Here is a 16446-nt window from a genome sequence, read left to right as displayed (position 1 = left end):
ATGACTTCACGCTCTCGAATACAAAAAACTCTTTTTGCGCCGGTGATACGAAATGACATCAGGGAATCAATGTCGTCTTGTTGGATTTCTTGGAGTCGATGTCGTGCTCCCTTCGACAAGTCGACTATATCGATGTCATGCGAGCCGCTTTCTCGTATCTCCCGTGCGCACATCGTTTCAAAGCAGTGCAAGCGTTCCATTACAGCTTTGTAGTCAGTGGGTTCTGCGAGATCAGACCATGAAAAAGGACCGCCTTTATCGATGCGGCTGAAGCGCCAGGAAATGCCGGATATTGGCATCTCTCGCGAGTGGGGGTGCTTTGCAGGTTTGTCGAAAGTTGGAGCTACGCGGGTTTTTGGTACTTTTTTTGCGATCCCTTCGCCATAAAGCCTCACAAAGAGCTGTAATACTCGGCCATAGCCGCTTGGCTGATTTCAACGTTGCCTCGCGCGCCGTCCGTCAAGCCAGCTTGTTGGCGAGCATTTTTCCATGGGTCTTCTGCGTGTGTGAGGTCACTTAGCCATTGAGAGTGCTTGTCACCGTAGTGCTGTAACACGGCTTCAATCGTTTCAAGTTGGTCTTTGTCGAGTTTGCCCGAGTCGCCTTCGATCTGGCCTGGTGCGACTGAGTAAAGCCCCCTATGAGCGGTGTAGAGCTCAGGAATTACTGGGCCATTTGCCCACGCCTGCACCTGCTCCGTTATGAGCGGTGCCTCATCCCAAACAAGTGACCAAGCCTGGCTGTAGTAAACAAGTTTTTGAAGCTTCATTGCTGTCATTTCCCCCATTCGCTCCTGAATGGCGGCCGCTACATCGACAGCCCGGACCGGGATGTGTTGAGCAGGCATTTCAATCTCCTTGGGTTTGCAGACCCAAATTATAACAATGGGGGCGAAATGTGCCGGATATAAACCTATATGTCTATATGTACAGTGGTCTGTCGATGGTCGGCATGTTTCAAGGCCGCCAACTGACTGACTTGTGCCTCTCTTAGCCAAGAAATGTCTGGTGGCGAGTGCTGCTGCGGGCTTATCAACCTGACTGATAGGTTCCCATCAGGCAGATCTGTAGGCCGCGTGCGGATTGCGCGCTAAGCTGCGGATTCCTAATCCGTGCGGCGGAGCCGAGCATGTCCGAGTTGATTCTTCATCATTACCCGACGTCCCCTTTTGCCGAAAAGGCCCGCCTGCTGCTGGGCTTCAAGGGGCTGTCCTGGCGCTCGGTGAACATCTCGCCGGTGATGCCAAAACCCGATCTGACGGCGTTGACTGGCGGTTACCGCAAGACGCCGGTATTGCAGATCGGGGCGGATATTTACTGCGACACGTCGCTGATCGCCCGTCGACTGGAACAGGAAAAAGCCTTGCCGGCGTTCTTCCCGGAAGGTCAGGAAATGATTGCCGCGACCTTCGCTGCATGGGCCGATTCGGTGGTGTTCCAGCATGCGGTCAGCCTGGTGTTTCAGCCGGAATCGATCGCCGTCAGATTTGGCAGGTTGTCGCCGGAAGCAATCAAGGCGTTTCTCGCTGACCGCGCTGGATTGTTCAGTGGCGGTAGTGCGACCCGATTGTCCGCCGAGCAGGCGCGGCACCAGTGGCCCACGATCATGTCGCGGCTGGAGCTGCAATTGCAGCGCGAGCAGGGTGACTTCCTGTTCGGCGAACCGTCGATTGCCGACTTCGCCCTGGCGCATTGCCTCTGGTTCCTCAAAGCCACCCCGGTCACTGCACCGCTGGTGGATGCTTACCCGGCGGTTGCCGCGTGGCACGCGCGAGTATTGGGTTTCGGGCACGGTGCCTTCAGCGAGATGACCTCCGAAGAGGCGCTGGAGATCGCGCGCAATAGCACGCCAGCGGCACTGCCGGATGAGCAGTTCGATGAGCCCAATGGATTTGAGGCGGGCCAGCAGGTGGTCATTGCCGCAACCGATTATGGCGTTGATCCGGTGGCCGGGGAATTAGTGTTCGCGGGCAGCGAGGAATTGATTCTGCGTCGTGAAGACGAGCGTGGCGGCGTGGTGCATGTGCACTTTCCACGGTTCGGATTCCGCATCGAGAAACACTGACCTGCCCCTGTGGGAGCATGGCTTGCCCGCGATGAACGATTACGCGGTGTGACTGTTAGACCGAGTCGCGGCCATCGCGGGCAAGCCAGGCTCCTACAGGAATTGTGTGAGGCGAAGAGTTACTTCAATGCGGCGAGGATCGCATCCGGGTCATACCCGCGAATCAACGTACCATTCACGTCGATGATCGGAATTCCGCCACCACCCAAGGCTTCATAAGCCTTGCGCGCCTCGGCATCTTTCTCGATGTCGAATTCCTTGTACGGAATACCTTTCTGGTCGAGAAAACGCCGGGTCAGCTTGCAGTAGCCGCACCAGTCGGTCGCGTAGAGCACGACGTTGGCCTTGGCCTGCGTCTGCTCTGACACGACTTGTGAGGGGTTGAACACCCGCTCGATCTTGCCCCAGTTCTGGTAGACCACGACCACCAACACGATCAGCAGGAATTTCTTCAGGATGCTGTTCAGCATCAGTTGCGTCGCTTGAGCTGGTCGGTCAGTTGGGTGGGCAGGCCTTTGATGATCAGCGTGCCGGCTTCTTCGTCGTACTCGATCTTCGAACCCAGCAGGTGTGCTTCGAAGCTGATCGACAAGCCTTCGGCGCGGCCAGTGAAGCGGCGGAACTGGTTCAGGGTGCGTTTGTCCGCCGGGATTTCCGGGGACAGGCCGTAGTCCTTGTTACGGATGTGATCGTAGAAGGCTTTCGGGCGCTCTTCGTCGATCAGCTCCGAGAGTTCTTCCAGGCCCATGGGCTCACCGAGTTTGGCCTGGCTGCTGGCGTAATCGACCAGGGTCTTGGTCTTCTCGCGGGCAGATTCCTCCGGCAAATCTTCACTTTCCACGAAGTCGCTGAAGGCTTTGAGCAAAGTGCGGGTTTCACCAGGGCCGTCGACACCTTCCTGGCAACCGATGAAGTCGCGGAAATACTCCGAAACCTTTTTCCCGTTCTTGCCTTTGATGAACGAAATGTACTGCTTGGATTGCTTGTTGTTCTGCCACTCGGACACGTTGATCCGCGCCGCGAGGTGCAATTGGCCCAAATCCAGATGGCGGGACGGGGTGACATCCAGCTGATCGGTCACTGCAACGCCTTCACTGTGGTGCAGGAGCGCGATGGCCAGGTAATCGGTCATGCCTTGTTGGTAATGGGCAAACAGCACGTGGCCGCCCACCGAGAGGTTCGACTCTTCCATCAGCTTTTGCAGGTGCTCTACTGCCACCCGGCTGAACGCCGTGAAGTCCTTGCCGCCCTCGAAGTATTCCTTCAGCCAGCCGCTGAACGGGTGCGCGCCGGATTCGGCATGGAAAAACCCCCACGCCTTGCCTTGTTTGGCGTTGTAGCTCTCATTGAGGTCGGCAAGCATGTTCTCGATCGCGCTCGACTCGGCGAGTTCAGAGTCGCGGGCGTGAAGAACTGCGGGTGTGCCGTCGGGTTTTTTGTCGATCAGGTGGACGATGCAATGACGGATCGGCATGGGCTTCTCGGCTGAATGAAGAGAGGAGGGCGTGCTCCCCGAAAAAGTGCCAAGTGTACCGCAACCACTGGTTTTGGCGCGGCATGAAGGGCAAATCCCGGGCGACCGACGGTGCTTATGCGTTTTTTTCCCGATTTAGAGCAATAAAGCTGACCAAATGGGTAGCTAGAGGCGGATATTTCCCCGTCTCTGTGCTAGTTTTGCCCCGTCTTACGCGAAGTCACTGCGTTAAGCGTGCATTCAGCATTTGTCAGGTCGAACCAAACCCTGATTTCGGTATCTATAACCCCGATCCAGTGGTTATTGGCCGAGGGTGCCAGATCCAGAAGATCGGGCTCGATGGCTGACACTGCACTCTGCAATCCATATGAATTTGATAGGGAAGGAACACTACATGGCTCTTACTAAAGACCAACTGATCGCCGACATCGCTGAAGCCATCGACGCGCCAAAAACCACCGCGCGTAACGCTCTGGACCAACTGGGCCAAATCGTTGCTGATCAGCTGGAAAACGGCGGCGAAATCACTCTGCCAGGTATCGGCAAACTGAAAGTGACTGAGCGTCCTGCCCGTACTGGCCGTAACCCTTCGACTGGCGCTGCCATCGAAATCGCTGCCAAGAAAGTTATCAAGCTGGTTGTGGCCAAAGGCCTGACCGACGCTGTTAACAAGTAAGACTTGTTAAAAAAAACCGTGCTCCGGAGCAATCCGGGCACGGTTTTTTTGTGTCTGCGATTCAGCGACTGACCGGCGGTCAGCCGCTGTTGCAGTCGCTAATCAGCTTTTACGAGCCCAGCGTTCACGCCACACTTGCTGTTCGGATTTTGTCTGGAAGGTCCAGGCAACGAAGCGGCTTTGCTTTTGTCCTTGGGACATTTCCACCACCTGGCTTTCCAGGACGCCGGCCTTTTTCAAGGCGGTCTGGATCGCTGGCAGATTTGAAGCCTTCGACACCAGGGTGCTGAACCACAGCACTTTGTGTTGGAAATGGGCGCTCTCGGCGATCAATTGCGTGACAAACCGCGCCTCGCCACCTTCGCACCACAGCTCAGCCGATTGTCCGCCGAAGTTCAGCACCGGCAATTTACGTTTCGGGTCGGCACGGCCCAAGGCGCGCCACTTACGCTCGCTGCCCTTGGTCGCTTCGTCCATCGAGGCGTGGAACGGCGGGTTGCACATGGTCAGGTCAAAACGTTCGCCCGGCTCCAGCAGGCCCAGCAGAATGTGCTTGGGGTTGGTTTGCTGGCGCAGCTGGATGGCTTTGTTCAGCCCGTTGGACTGCACGATGGCTTTGGCAGCGGCCACGGCCGTCGGATCGATTTCCGAGCCGAGGAAGTGCCAGCGGTAGTCGCTGTAGCCGATCAACGGATAAACGCAGTTGGCGCCCATGCCGATATCGAGCACTTTGACTGGCGCGCCGCGAGGGATTTCACCGTCATTGACGCTGGCCAACAGGTCGGCGAGGAAGTGCACGTAGTCGGCACGACCCGGAACCGGTGGGCACAGGTAATCAGCCGGGATGTCCCAATGCGCGATGCCATAGAACGACTTGAGCAACGCCCGGTTGAACACACGCACCGCATCGGGGCTGGCGAAGTCAATGCTTTCTTTGCCGTACGGGTTGATGATCACGTACTTCGCCAGTTCCGGCGTGGTTTTGATCAGCGCCGGGAAGTCGTAACGACCCTGATGGCGGTTGCGCGGGTGAAGGCTGGCTTTTTCGCGCGGTTCCACGGCTTTGGCCGGGGTCGCGGTGTCAGGCTTTTTACGCGCAGGTCTAGGTGTGCGGGGGGCGTTCATGGGCGAGGTCGATTCGGGTATGGCTAAAAGTGGCGGGTATTGTCCCACATCCAGCTCTTGGGAACGCAATATCCGGTCAGGCTGCATCTATGTCGAATGTTCAGCCGCCATCGCGAGCAAGCTCGGCTCCTACAGGAATAGTCGTTGTTAGTTATAAAGTGACAGGCACAAAAAAGGGAGGCCGTTGCGGGCCTCCCTTTTTCATTGCGATTTGCCGTTACAGACTGGCAATCCGCGCATGCTGCTCGGCCAACTTGCTCAAAGCCTGTTCGGCTTCAGCCAGTTTGGCGCGCTCCTTGTCGATCACTTCGGCCGGGGCCTTGTCGACGAAGCCAGCGTTGGACAGCTTGCCGCCGACGCGTTGCACTTCACCTTGCAAACGCTGGATTTCCTTGTCCAGACGCGCCAGTTCCGCACCTTTGTCGATGAGGCCAGCCATTGGTACCAGCACTTCCATCTCGCCAACCAGTGCCGTGGCAGACAGCGGTGCTTCTTCGCCGGCAGCCAGAACAGTGATCGATTCGAGACGCGCCAGTTTCTTCAGCAGGGCATCGTTCTCGGTGAGGCGACGCTGGTCTTCGGTGCTGACATTCTTCAGGAACAATGGCAGCGGCTTGCCTGGACCAATGTTCATTTCGCCACGGATGTTGCGTGTGCCGAGCATCAAGCCCTTGAGCCATTCGATGTCATCTTCGGCGGCCTGATCAATGCGCGCTTCGTTAGCCACTGGCCAAGGTTGCAGCATGATCGTCTTGCCTTCGATACCGGCCAGCGGCGCCAGGCGCTGCCAGATTTCTTCGGTGATGAATGGCATGAACGGGTGCGCCAGGCGCAACGCAACTTCCAGTACGCGAACCAGGGTGCGACGGGTGCCACGCTGGCGTTCGACCGGTGCGTTCTCGTCCCACAACACAGGCTTGGACAGTTCCAGGTACCAGTCGCAATACTGGTTCCAGATGAACTCGTACAAGGCTTGTGCCGCCAGGTCGAAGCGGAACTGGTCGAGTTGACGGGTCACTTCGGCTTCGGTGCGTTGCAACTGCGAAATGATCCAGCGATCCGCCAGGGACAGCTCAAAGGCTTCACCGTTCTGGCCGCAGTCTTCGCCCTTGTCCAGAACATAGCGCGCGGCGTTCCAGATCTTGTTGCAGAAGTTGCGATAGCCTTCAACGCGGCCCATATCGAACTTGATGTCACGACCGGTGGACGCCAGCGAGCAGAAGGTGAAACGCAGGGCGTCGGTGCCATAGCTGGCGATGCCGTCGGCGAACTCCTCGCGGGTCTGCTTCTCGATCTTCTTCGCAAGTTTCGGCTGCATCATGCCGGAGGTGCGTTTCTGCACCAGCTCTTCCAGTTCGATACCGTCGATGATGTCCAACGGGTCCAGGACGTTGCCCTTGGATTTGGACATCTTCTGGCCTTGGCCATCTCGCACCAGACCGTGAACATAAACGGTCTTGAACGGAACCTGTGGTGTGCCGTCTTCGTTTTTCACCAGGTGCATGGTGAGCATGATCATCCGGGCAACCCAGAAGAAAATGATGTCGAAGCCCGTCACCAGCACGTCGGTGGAGTGGAATTTCTTCAGGAATTCGGTCTGCTCAGGCCAGCCGAGTGTGGAGAAGGTCCACAACCCCGAGCTGAACCAGGTGTCGAGAACGTCGTTGTCCTGTTGCAGTACAACGTCCGGACCGAGGTTGTTCTTGGCGCGAACTTCGGCTTCGTCGCGACCGACGTAGACTTTGCCCGACTCGTCGTACCAGGCCGGAATCCGGTGGCCCCACCACAGCTGACGGCTGATGCACCAATCCTGGATGTCACGCATCCACGAGAAGTACATGTTCTCGTACTGTTTTGGCACGAAGGCGATGCGGCCGTCTTCAACGGCGGCGATGGCCGGCTCGGCCAATGGCTTGGTCGACACGTACCACTGGTCGGTCAGCCACGGCTCGATGATGGTGCCGGAACGGTCGCCTTTCGGCACTTTCAGGGCGTGATCGTTGACGCTGACCAGCAGGCCTGCAGCGTCGAATGCAGCAACGATTTGCTTGCGCGCTTCGAAACGGTCGAGGCCGACGTATTCGGCCGGGATCTTGCCGTCGATGCTGTCGTTCAGCGTGCCGTCGAGGTTGAACACCTGGCAGGCCGGCAGTACGGCCGCGTTCTTGTCGAAGATGTTCAGCAGCGGCAGGTTGTGGCGTTTGCCGACTTCGTAGTCGTTGAAATCGTGGGCCGGGGTGATTTTCACGCAACCGGTGCCGAATTCAGGGTCGCAGTAATCGTCGGCGATGATCGGAATGCGGCGGCCAACCAGAGGCAGCTCGACAAATTTGCCGATCAGGGCTTTGTAGCGTTCGTCGTTCGGGTTAACGGCCACGGCGGCGTCGCCGAGCATGGTTTCCGGGCGAGTGGTCGCGACGATCAGATAGTCATTGCCTTCCGCGGTTTTTACGCCGTCGGCCAGCGGGTATTTGAGGTTCCACAGGAAACCTTTCTCGTCGTGGTTTTCCACTTCAAGGTCGGAAATCGCGGTGTGCAGCTTGGTGTCCCAGTTGACCAGACGCTTGCCGCGGTAGATCAAACCGTCTTCGTGCAGGCGTACGAAGGCTTCTTTTACGGCTTCCGAGAGGCCATCGTCCATGGTGAAGCGCTCACGGCTCCAATCCACGGACGAGCCGAGGCGGCGGATCTGACGGCTGATGTTGCCGCCGGACTGATCTTTCCACTCCCAGACTTTCTCGAGGAACTTCTCGCGGCCCAGATCGTGACGATTCTGGCCTTGAGCTTCGAGTTGGCGTTCCACCAGCATTTGGGTGGCGATACCGGCGTGGTCGGTGCCCGGCTGCCACAGGGTGTTGCGACCCTGCATGCGGCGGAAACGGATCAGGGCGTCCATGATCGCGTTGTTGAAGCCGTGACCCATGTGCAGGCTGCCGGTGACGTTCGGCGGCGGGATCATGATGGTGTAGGACTCGCCCGCGCCTTGCGGGGCGAAGTAATTCTCTGACTCCCAGGTGTTGTACCAGGAAGCTTCAATGGCGTGCGGCTGGTAGGTCTTATCCATGCGCGGCGGGACCCTATTGGCATTTATTCAGGAAAAGCCGGCAAGTATAGCGGGGCAAGGGGCAGAGGGCGAGCAGGTGCGGACAGGGCGCTGTATCAAATACAGCGCTGATCTACTGTGGGAGTTATTCGTACTGGCTCAGCAACCGTTCCATCCGCGCATCCAGCCGGCGTTTGATTTCGGTTTCGATGTGCGGGGCGAAGTCGTCGATCACGTCCTGCATGATCAACAGCGCGGCAGCGCGCAATTCGCTGTCCAGATGCAGCAGGGCGTCGGGACCTTTACTCGGGGGCGGTGATGGTTGCGCGGCTGCGGCTGGCGGTGAAGGGGGTTCGACGGGCTGTGGCGCGTTGTCGACAGATTCGAACAACATGGGAATCTGCTCCTGGTCACCGTCAACGACCGTGTCGGTCAGCAGCGGTGGTTGCAGGTTGTCATCGCCGAGCAGTTGGCGGATCGACTCGAGGTCGTCCAGCAGGTGCGCGGACTGTTGTTGCGGTTTCGGAGTGTCCATCGGAATGCTCAGAGTCGCTGTAAACGGTGGTCTTGCAGAGGATAGCCCTGTTCGCGGTAGAAACGGAAACTCTCCCGCGCAGCCGCACGAATCATCGGCTCTTCCACCACCACTTCCGCCACGCGGGCGAATTTGTTGGCGAATGCCGGCACTTTCAGGTCGAGATTGACCAGTAGATCCTGGTGCTGACCGCAGTCATCACCAAGCCCCAGCACAATCAAGCTCTGCGGTTCGCTTTCGGCAGGACCATGAGGCACGAAGCTTTCGCCCTTGAACGCCCACAAACGTGCATCGAGCTCCTCGCGCTGGGCGGCATCGCTGCAGTGCAAGTAAATGCGGTGGCCCATGCGCCAGGCTTTTTCGGTGAGCTTGCAGGCGAAATCCAGCCGAGCCGAAGGGTCGGCGCTGGGCAGGATATAGAAGTCGACTTTGGTCATTGCGGTTCCTGAGCCTTGACCGGCGTCACCCTAAAGTGACGCCGTTCAGGGTCATCGGTTTCAGGCTTTGGCGCGGTCCAGCAGGTATTGGGTCAGCAATGGAACCGGACGGCCAGTGGCGCCCTTGTCCTTGCCGCCGCTGGTCCATGCGGTGCCGGCGATATCCAGGTGTGCCCAGTTCAGGTTCTTGGTGAAGCGCGACAGGAAGCAGGCAGCAGTGATGGTGCCGGCTTTCGGGCCGCCAATGTTGGCGATGTCGGCGAACGGGCTGTCCAGTTGCTCCTGGTATTCATCGAACAGCGGCAGTTGCCAGGCGCGGTCGTCGGCAGTCTTGCCGGCGCTGAGCAATTGGCCGATCAATTCGTCGTTGTTGCCCAGCAGGCCCGAGGTGTGGGCGCCCAGTGCAACGACGCAAGCGCCGGTCAGGGTGGCGATATCGATCACCGCTTGTGGCTTGAAACGCTCGGAGTAGGTCAGCGCGTCGCACAGCACCAGACGGCCTTCGGCGTCGGTGTTGAGGATTTCCACGGTTTGGCCGCTCATGGTGGTGACGATGTCGCCCGGGCGCGAAGCGTTGCCGCTCGGCATGTTCTCGGCGCAGGCCAGAATGCACACCAGGTTGATCGGCAGTTTCAGCTCAAGCACGGCGCGCAGGGTACCGAATACGCTGGCGGCGCCGCCCATGTCGTACTTCATTTCATCCATGCCCAAGCCAGGCTTGAGGCTGATGCCGCCCGTGTCAAAGGTGATGCCTTTGCCGACCAGCGCGTATGGCTTCTCGGATTTCTTGCCGCCGTTGTATTGCATGACGATCAGGCGCGGTGGCTGGGCGCTGCCCTGGCCGACGGCGTAGAACGAACCCATGCCCAGTTCCTTGATCTTCTTTTCATCAAGGACTTCGACTTTCAGGGTCTTGAAKTCTTTACCGAGGTTCTTGGCCTGTTCGCCGAGGAACGTCGGGTGGCAGATGTTTGGCGGCAGGTTGCCCAGGTTACGGGTGAAGGCCATGCCGTTGGCGATGGCAGTGGCGTGGGCCACGGCGCGCTCGACTTCAGCCTGTGCAGCCTTGATGGTCAGCAAGGTGACTTTCTTCAGGGCGCGGGGTTCGGCTTTCTGGCTCTTGAACTGGTCGAAGCTGTATTCGCCGTCCACCAGGGTTTCCGCCAGCAAGCGGGTCTTGCCGTAGCTGTCGCGGCCTTTGACCACGACTTCATCCAGGGCCAGTACCGCATCGTTGCCGCCCAGGCCTTTGAGGGTGTTGAGTACGCCGGCAATGATTTTGCGGAACGGGCGGTCGCCCAGTTCTTCGTCCTTGCCCACGCCTACCAACAGAACGCGCTCGGCCTTCAGGTTCGGCAGGCTGTGCAGCAACAGGCTCTGGCCGACTTTGCCGGCGAGGTCGCCACGCTTGAGCACTGCGCTGATCGCACCACCGCTCAATTCGTCCAGTTGTTTGGCCACGGCACCGAGTTTGCGGCCTTCGCCGACGGCGACAACCAGCGTGGCGGTCTTCAACGTTTCTGGGCTAACGCTTTTTACAACCAGTTCCATGTCCGGGTCCCTGAATAATGGTCAACGTGCGTGGGCAAAACGGCGACGCACAGACGCTTGCTTATATAGATGGAAGACGCAGGTCACGGCCTGCGACAAAGGCCGCAGTTTGAACCTCGCTCCCTGCGCCTGACAACCCTCGGTTGTACGATCTTCAACGCATTGACCGCCAGCTTGAGCATGCGCAGTGACAGGCGCACTCAATCACAGGATAATGCGCCATCTTTTTCGGCGGCCCTGTCCTGTGGGGCGCCTGATACGTTTGCTTGTTTGGCCGCCTTAGCCTGACAACCCTGGAGTGTCTGGTTTGATTGTCTTCCGTTATCTATCCCGCGAAGTCCTGTTGACCTTGAGCGCCGTCAGCGCCGTGCTGCTGGTCATCATCATGAGCGGTCGCTTTATCAAATACCTTGCCCAGGCGGCCGCTGGCCTGCTGGATCCCGGCTCCCTGTTCCTGATCATGGGGTTCCGTCTGCCAGGCTTCCTGCAGTTGATCCTGCCTCTGGGCCTGTTTCTCGGGATCCTGCTGTCGTACGGTCGCCTGTACCTTGAAAGCGAAATGACGGTGTTGTCGGCAACCGGTATGAGTCAGCAGCGTCTGCTCGCCATGACGCTGTTTCCGGCCACGCTGGTTGCGCTGGTGGTGGCGTGGTTGAGCCTGGGCCTGGCGCCACAAGGTGCCAATCAGTTCCAGTTGTTGCTGAACAAGCAGGACGCCCTGACCGAGTTCGACACCCTCGAGCCGGGTCGCTTCCAGGCCCTGCGTGACGGAACCCGCGTGACCTACACCGAAACGCTGACGGATGACCGCGTCAAACTGGGCGGCGTGTTTATTTCGCAAAAAAACACCAGCTCTGACCAGAAGGATCGCGGGATTTCCGTGCTGGTGGCCGAAAGGGGCCGTCAGGAAATCCGCCCGGACGGCAACCGCTACCTGATTCTCGACAACGGTTATCGCTACGACGGTAATCCGGGGCAGGCCGACTATCGTGCGATCAAATACGACGAGTACGGCGTGTTGCTGCCAAAACCGGACGTCAGCGACGAAGTGACCGACCGTGATGCAATGTCTACCCGTTCATTGATCGGCAGCGACGACACTCGCTTGCGCGCTGAACTGCAATGGCGGCTGTCCCTGCCGTTGCTGGTTTTCATCGTGACCCTGATGGCGGTGCCGTTGGCGCGAGTCAATCCGCGCCAGGGTCGCTTCCTCAAGTTGCTGCCGGCGATTCTTCTTTATATGGCTTACCTGACCATCCTGATTGCCGCTCGCGGTGCTCTTGATAAGGGCAAGATTCCGCCAGCCCTGGGGTTGTGGTGGGTTCACGGGTTGTTCCTGATCATTGGTCTCGGATTGCTGTACTGGGAGCCGTTGCGCTTGAAAATGGCGAGTCGCCGCAGCGCGTTGGAGGTGGCTCGTGGTTAAGCTCGATCGCTACATCGGTAGCAGCGTGTTTGTGGCCATTCTGGCCGTGCTTGGGATCATTCTTGGCCTGGCGACGCTCTTCGCCTTCATCGATGAGATGGGGGAAATCAGCGATACCTACACCTTGCTTGATGCGGCCAGCTACGTCTTTCTAACGGCGCCGCGCCGTCTTTACGACATGTTGCCAATGGCCGCGCTGATCGGATGTCTGATTGGTCTGGGCAGCCTGGCCAGCAACAGTGAACTGACCATCATGCGCGCCGCAGGCGTATCGATCGGCCGTATCGTCTGGGCGGTCATGAGGCCGATGCTGATCCTGATGGCAGTAGGTGTACTGATCGGCGAATACGTCGCGCCGGCCACCGAAGTGACGGCTCAGGCCAATCGCTCGCTGGCTCAAGGCAGCGGCGATGCGCAAAGCGCCAAGCACGGCTTGTGGCATCGCCAGGGTGAGGAGTTCATTCACGTCAACTCCGTGCAGCCCAACGGCCTGCTGTATGGCGTGACGCGGTATCGCTTTGATAACGAGCGGCGCATGCTGTCATCCAGCTTCGCCAAGCGTGCCGAGTTCGACAAGGATCACTGGCAGCTATCCGACATCACGACCACGGTGTTCCATGAAAAGAGCACCGAAGTGGTGACGACGCCGGTCGAGCGCTGGGAAATCGCCCTGAGCCCGCAGTTGTTGGATACCGTGGTCATGGCACCAGAGTCGCTGTCGATCTCCGGCCTGTGGGGTTACATCCACTACCTGGCAGACCAGGGCTTGAGCAACGGCCGTTACTGGCTGGCGTTTTGGGTCAAGGTATTGCAGCCGTTGGTCACCGCCGCGCTCGTCCTGATGGCGATCTCATTCATCTTCGGTCCTTTGCGCTCGGTGACCCTCGGTCAGCGAGTATTCACCGGCGTACTGGTGGGGTTCACCTTCCGTATCGTCCAGGATTTGCTGGGGCCTTCGAGCCTGGTGTTCGGTTTCTCGCCGCTGTTTGCGGTGCTGATCCCGGCCGGCGTCTGTGCCCTGGCCGGTGTCTGGCTGTTGCGCCGAGCCGGTTGATTACGGGCTTCTCCTGTCGTCGCCTGCCATGAAGAAACGCCCCTGTCGCAAGACCGGGGCGTTTTTGTACCCGCCGTCTGACCTGTGAACGTGACGCTTGCACCGCGGATCAGGTACAATTCCCGGCTATTTTTCGGCGGGCTATGCCTGCAGCCTTTTTGAGTGTTGATCCGTGAGTGATTTGAGTCATATCCGCAATTTCTCCATCATCGCCCACATTGACCATGGCAAGTCGACGCTGGCCGACCGCTTCATTCAAATGTGCGGTGGCCTTGCCGAGCGCGAAATGGAGGCCCAGGTGCTGGACTCCATGGACCTGGAACGTGAACGCGGGATCACCATCAAGGCCCATAGCGTCACCCTTTATTACACCGCACGCGATGGCATCAAGTATCAGCTGAACTTCATTGACACCCCCGGCCACGTTGACTTCACCTACGAAGTCAGCCGGTCGCTGGCGGCCTGTGAAGGTGCATTGCTGGTGGTCGATGCCGGTCAGGGCGTTGAAGCGCAGTCGGTTGCCAACTGCTACACGGCGATCGAGCAGGGCCTGGAAGTCATGCCAGTCCTGAACAAGATCGACCTGCCGCAGGCCGATCCGGATCGCGTGAAAGAAGAAATCGAAAAAATCATTGGCATCGACGCTACCGATGCGGTCGAGTGCTCGGCCAAGACCGGTCTGGGCGTCGACGAAGTGCTCGAGCGTCTGGTCGCCACCATTCCTGCACCGACTGGCAACTACGAAGATCCGCTGCAAGCGTTGATCATCGATTCCTGGTTCGACAACTACCTGGGCGTTGTTTCCCTGGTACGCGTGCGCCACGGGCGTGTGAAGAAGGGCGACAAGATCCTGGTCAAATCCACCGGCAAGATCCACCTGGTGGACAGCGTCGGTGTATTCAACCCGAAACACACCCCTACCGTTGACCTGAAGGCCGGTGAAGTGGGCTTCATCATCGCCAGCATCAAGGACATTCACGGCGCGCCAGTGGGCGACACCCTGACCTTGAGCTCGACGCCGGACGTTGATGTACTGCCAGGCTTCAAACGTATCCAGCCGCAGGTTTACGCCGGTCTGTTCCCGGTCAGCTCCGACGACTTCGAAGATTTCCGTGAAGCCCTGCAAAAGCTCACGCTCAACGACTCATCGCTGCAGTACACCCCGGAAAGTTCTGATGCCCTGGGCTTCGGTTTCCGTTGCGGGTTCCTCGGCATGCTGCACATGGAAATCATCCAGGAGCGCCTGGAGCGCGAGTACAACCTGGACCTGATCACCACGGCGCCGACGGTAATCTTCGAGCTGCTGCTCAAGACCGGCGAGACGATCTACGTCGATAACCCGTCGAAACTCCCGGACCTGTCCTCGATTGAAGACATGCGCGAACCGATCGTGCGGGCCAATATTCTTGTGCCGCAAGAGCACCTGGGCAACGTCATTACCCTGTGCATCGAGAAACGCGGCGTACAGGTCGACATGCTGTTCCTCGGCTCCCAGGTACAAGTGACCTACGACCTGCCGATGAACGAAGTGGTGCTGGACTTCTTCGACCGTCTGAAGTCCACCAGTCGCGGCTATGCTTCGCTGGACTACCATTTCGATCGTTATCAATCGGCCAGCCTGGTGAAACTGGATGTGCTGATCAACGGTGACAAGGTCGACGCCCTGGCGCTGATCGTGCACCGTGACAACTCGCACTACAAAGGTCGCCAGTTGACCGAGAAGATGAAGGAACTGATTCCTCGGCAGATGTTCGACGTGGCAATCCAGGCCGCCATTGGCGGGCAGATTGTGGCGCGGACAACCGTCAAGGCGCTGAGAAAGAACGTATTGGCCAAATGCTACGGTGGTGACGTCAGCCGTAAGAAAAAGCTGCTGGAAAAGCAAAAGGCCGGTAAAAAACGCATGAAGCAAGTCGGCAACGTGGAAATTCCACAAGAAGCCTTCCTTGCAGTGCTCAGGTTGGATAGTTAGGTCCTATGTCACTAAATTTCCCGCTGTTGCTGGTCATCGCCGTGTTCGTCTGCGGCTTGTTGGCGTTGCTCGATATGGTTTTGCTGGCCCCGCGTCGGCGTGCCGCCATTGCCTCCTATCAGGGTAGCGTCAGCCAGCCTGATGTGCAGGTGGTCGAGAAACTGAACAAAGAGCCGATGCTGGTCGAATACGGCAAGTCGTTCTTCCCGGTGTTGTTCATCGTGCTGGTCCTGCGTTCGTTTCTGGTGGAGCCGTTCCAGATTCCTTCCGGCTCGATGAAACCGACCCTGGACGTTGGCGACTTCATTCTGGTGAACAAGTTTTCTTACGGGATCCGCCTGCCGGTGATCGACAAGAAAGTCATCGAAGTCGGTGATCCACAGCGCGGCGATGTGATGGTGTTCCGTTACCCGAGCGATCCGAACGTCAACTACATCAAGCGTGTAGTGGGCCTGCCGGGTGACAAGATTCGCTACACTGCTGACAAGCGTCTGTTCGTCAACGGCGAATCGATTGCCGAACAAATGGTCGGCTCCGAGCCGGGAACGCTGGGTAGCGCTGAGCTCTATAAGGAAAAACTCGGCGTTGCCGAGCACCTGATCCGCAAGGAAATGAGCCGCTATCGCGCAACACCGGACCATTCGTGGACCGTGCCTGCCGGGCACTACTTCATGATGGGTGACAACCGCGACAACTCCAATGACAGTCGCTATTGGGATGATCCAACTATTCCCAAGGATCTGCTGGGCATGGTTCCCGACAAGAATATCGTCGGCAAGGCCTTCGCAGTCTGGATGAGTTGGCCGGAACCTAAACTCAGTCACCTGCCGAATTTTTCGCGGGTTGGCCTGATCAAGTAATCACACACGGCGCTGTTGAACACAGCGCCGAATGCATTTTTGGAACCGATAGATTTCGGGGCCGGAAGCATGAAGCCAATGATATTCAGGACGTTATTTTTGAACACAGCGTTAATTGTCCCAGGCCTGCGTCGACTCTCGGCGATGGCGGTGGAATCCAACCACGAACTCAGCGTGGGTAAACCGTGAGCGTCTCCTTAAGCCGTCTAGAGCGTCAGCTCGGCTACAC

The 16446-nt window shown here is 58.4% G+C and carries 14 protein-coding genes; 6 read left to right on the top strand and 8 right to left on the bottom strand.

What is annotated here, in order from left to right; translation table 11 throughout:
- Positions 1-391: 391 nt before the first annotated feature.
- On the bottom strand, positions 392-847 hold the full coding sequence (locus tag AC1D2P_RS25300; RefSeq protein ID WP_109786056.1) for a Panacea domain-containing protein: 456 nt from the start codon (positions 845-847) through the stop codon (positions 392-394).
- Between the two features lie 281 nt (positions 848-1128).
- Between AC1D2P_RS25300 and AC1D2P_RS25295 the strand changes: the two genes are divergently transcribed.
- A complete protein-coding gene (locus tag AC1D2P_RS25295; protein ID WP_477757752.1) occupies positions 1129-2064 on the top strand; it encodes a glutathione S-transferase family protein in 936 nt (311 codons plus the stop codon).
- Between the two features lie 119 nt (positions 2065-2183).
- Here AC1D2P_RS25295 and AC1D2P_RS25290 read toward each other — a convergent pair whose 3' ends face one another.
- Both AC1D2P_RS25290 and yejK read right to left on the bottom strand, forming a co-directional pair.
- A complete protein-coding gene (locus AC1D2P_RS25290; RefSeq protein ID WP_046028989.1) occupies positions 2184-2534 on the bottom strand; it encodes a glutaredoxin family protein in 351 nt (116 codons plus the stop codon).
- Positions 2534-3538 carry a nucleoid-associated protein YejK gene (gene yejK / locus AC1D2P_RS25285; protein ID WP_007944833.1) on the bottom strand — a complete coding sequence of 335 codons (1005 nt, stop codon included), beginning with the start codon at positions 3536-3538 and terminating at the stop codon, positions 2534-2536. Before yejK ends, AC1D2P_RS25290 begins: the two co-directional genes overlap by 1 nt.
- 394 nt (positions 3539-3932) lie before the next feature.
- On the opposite strand from yejK, the gene AC1D2P_RS25280 reads away from it, so the two are divergent.
- Positions 3933-4214, top strand: coding sequence for an HU family DNA-binding protein (locus AC1D2P_RS25280; RefSeq protein ID WP_007905514.1), 282 nt, complete (start codon positions 3933-3935; stop codon positions 4212-4214).
- A gap of 102 nt (positions 4215-4316) precedes the next feature.
- Here the strand turns inward: AC1D2P_RS25280 and rlmF are convergent, their stop codons facing one another.
- The 5 genes from rlmF to AC1D2P_RS25255 all read right to left on the bottom strand — a co-directional run bounded on the left by rlmF (position 4317) and on the right by AC1D2P_RS25255 (position 10905).
- Positions 4317-5339, bottom strand: a complete 1023-nt coding sequence (gene rlmF, locus AC1D2P_RS25275) for a 23S rRNA (adenine(1618)-N(6))-methyltransferase RlmF (protein WP_109786055.1) — start codon at positions 5337-5339, stop codon at positions 4317-4319.
- A 217-nt stretch (positions 5340-5556) separates the two neighbouring features.
- Positions 5557-8403 (bottom strand): valine--tRNA ligase, encoded by a 2847-nt coding sequence (locus tag AC1D2P_RS25270; protein ID WP_109786054.1) that lies wholly within the window; start codon positions 8401-8403, stop codon positions 5557-5559.
- A 124-nt stretch (positions 8404-8527) separates the two neighbouring features.
- Complete coding sequence (locus AC1D2P_RS25265) at positions 8528-8917, bottom strand: hypothetical protein (RefSeq protein WP_046028992.1); 390 nt, start codon at positions 8915-8917, stop codon at positions 8528-8530.
- An 8-nt stretch (positions 8918-8925) separates the two neighbouring features.
- On the bottom strand, positions 8926-9354 hold the full coding sequence (locus AC1D2P_RS25260; protein ID WP_109786053.1) for a DNA polymerase III subunit chi: 429 nt from the start codon (positions 9352-9354) through the stop codon (positions 8926-8928).
- Positions 9355-9414: 60 nt separating this feature from the next.
- The gene (locus AC1D2P_RS25255; protein WP_477811642.1) at positions 9415-10905 is read right to left on the bottom strand and encodes a leucyl aminopeptidase; all 1491 of its coding nucleotides are present in this window, start codon (positions 10903-10905) and stop codon (positions 9415-9417) included.
- 307 nt (positions 10906-11212) lie between these two features.
- Here AC1D2P_RS25255 and lptF point away from each other — a divergent pair, with 307 nt between their 5' ends.
- The 4 genes from lptF to lepB all read left to right on the top strand — a co-directional run bounded on the left by lptF (position 11213) and on the right by lepB (position 16217).
- Entirely contained in the window at positions 11213-12331 is a 1119-nt protein-coding gene (gene lptF / locus AC1D2P_RS25250) for an LPS export ABC transporter permease LptF (RefSeq protein ID WP_109786051.1), read from the top strand.
- On the top strand, positions 12324-13385 hold the full coding sequence (gene lptG / locus AC1D2P_RS25245) for an LPS export ABC transporter permease LptG (RefSeq protein WP_109786050.1): 1062 nt from the start codon (positions 12324-12326) through the stop codon (positions 13383-13385). The genes lptF and lptG overlap by 8 nt, the downstream gene beginning before the upstream one ends.
- Before the next feature lie 172 nt (positions 13386-13557).
- Positions 13558-15357: a translation elongation factor 4 gene (lepA, locus tag AC1D2P_RS25240; protein ID WP_046028997.1), complete on the top strand. Its 1800-nt coding sequence runs from the start codon at positions 13558-13560 to the stop codon at positions 15355-15357.
- Positions 15358-15362: 5 nt separating this feature from the next.
- A complete protein-coding gene (gene lepB / locus AC1D2P_RS25235; RefSeq protein ID WP_109786049.1) occupies positions 15363-16217 on the top strand; it encodes a signal peptidase I in 855 nt (284 codons plus the stop codon).
- The last annotated feature ends 229 nt before the right edge of the window (positions 16218-16446 follow it).

This window comes from Pseudomonas sp. P1_F1_2 (assembly GCF_056405815.1).
The sequence above is the reverse complement of the archived record's forward strand: the minus strand, read 5'-3'. Positions and strand labels throughout refer to the sequence as shown.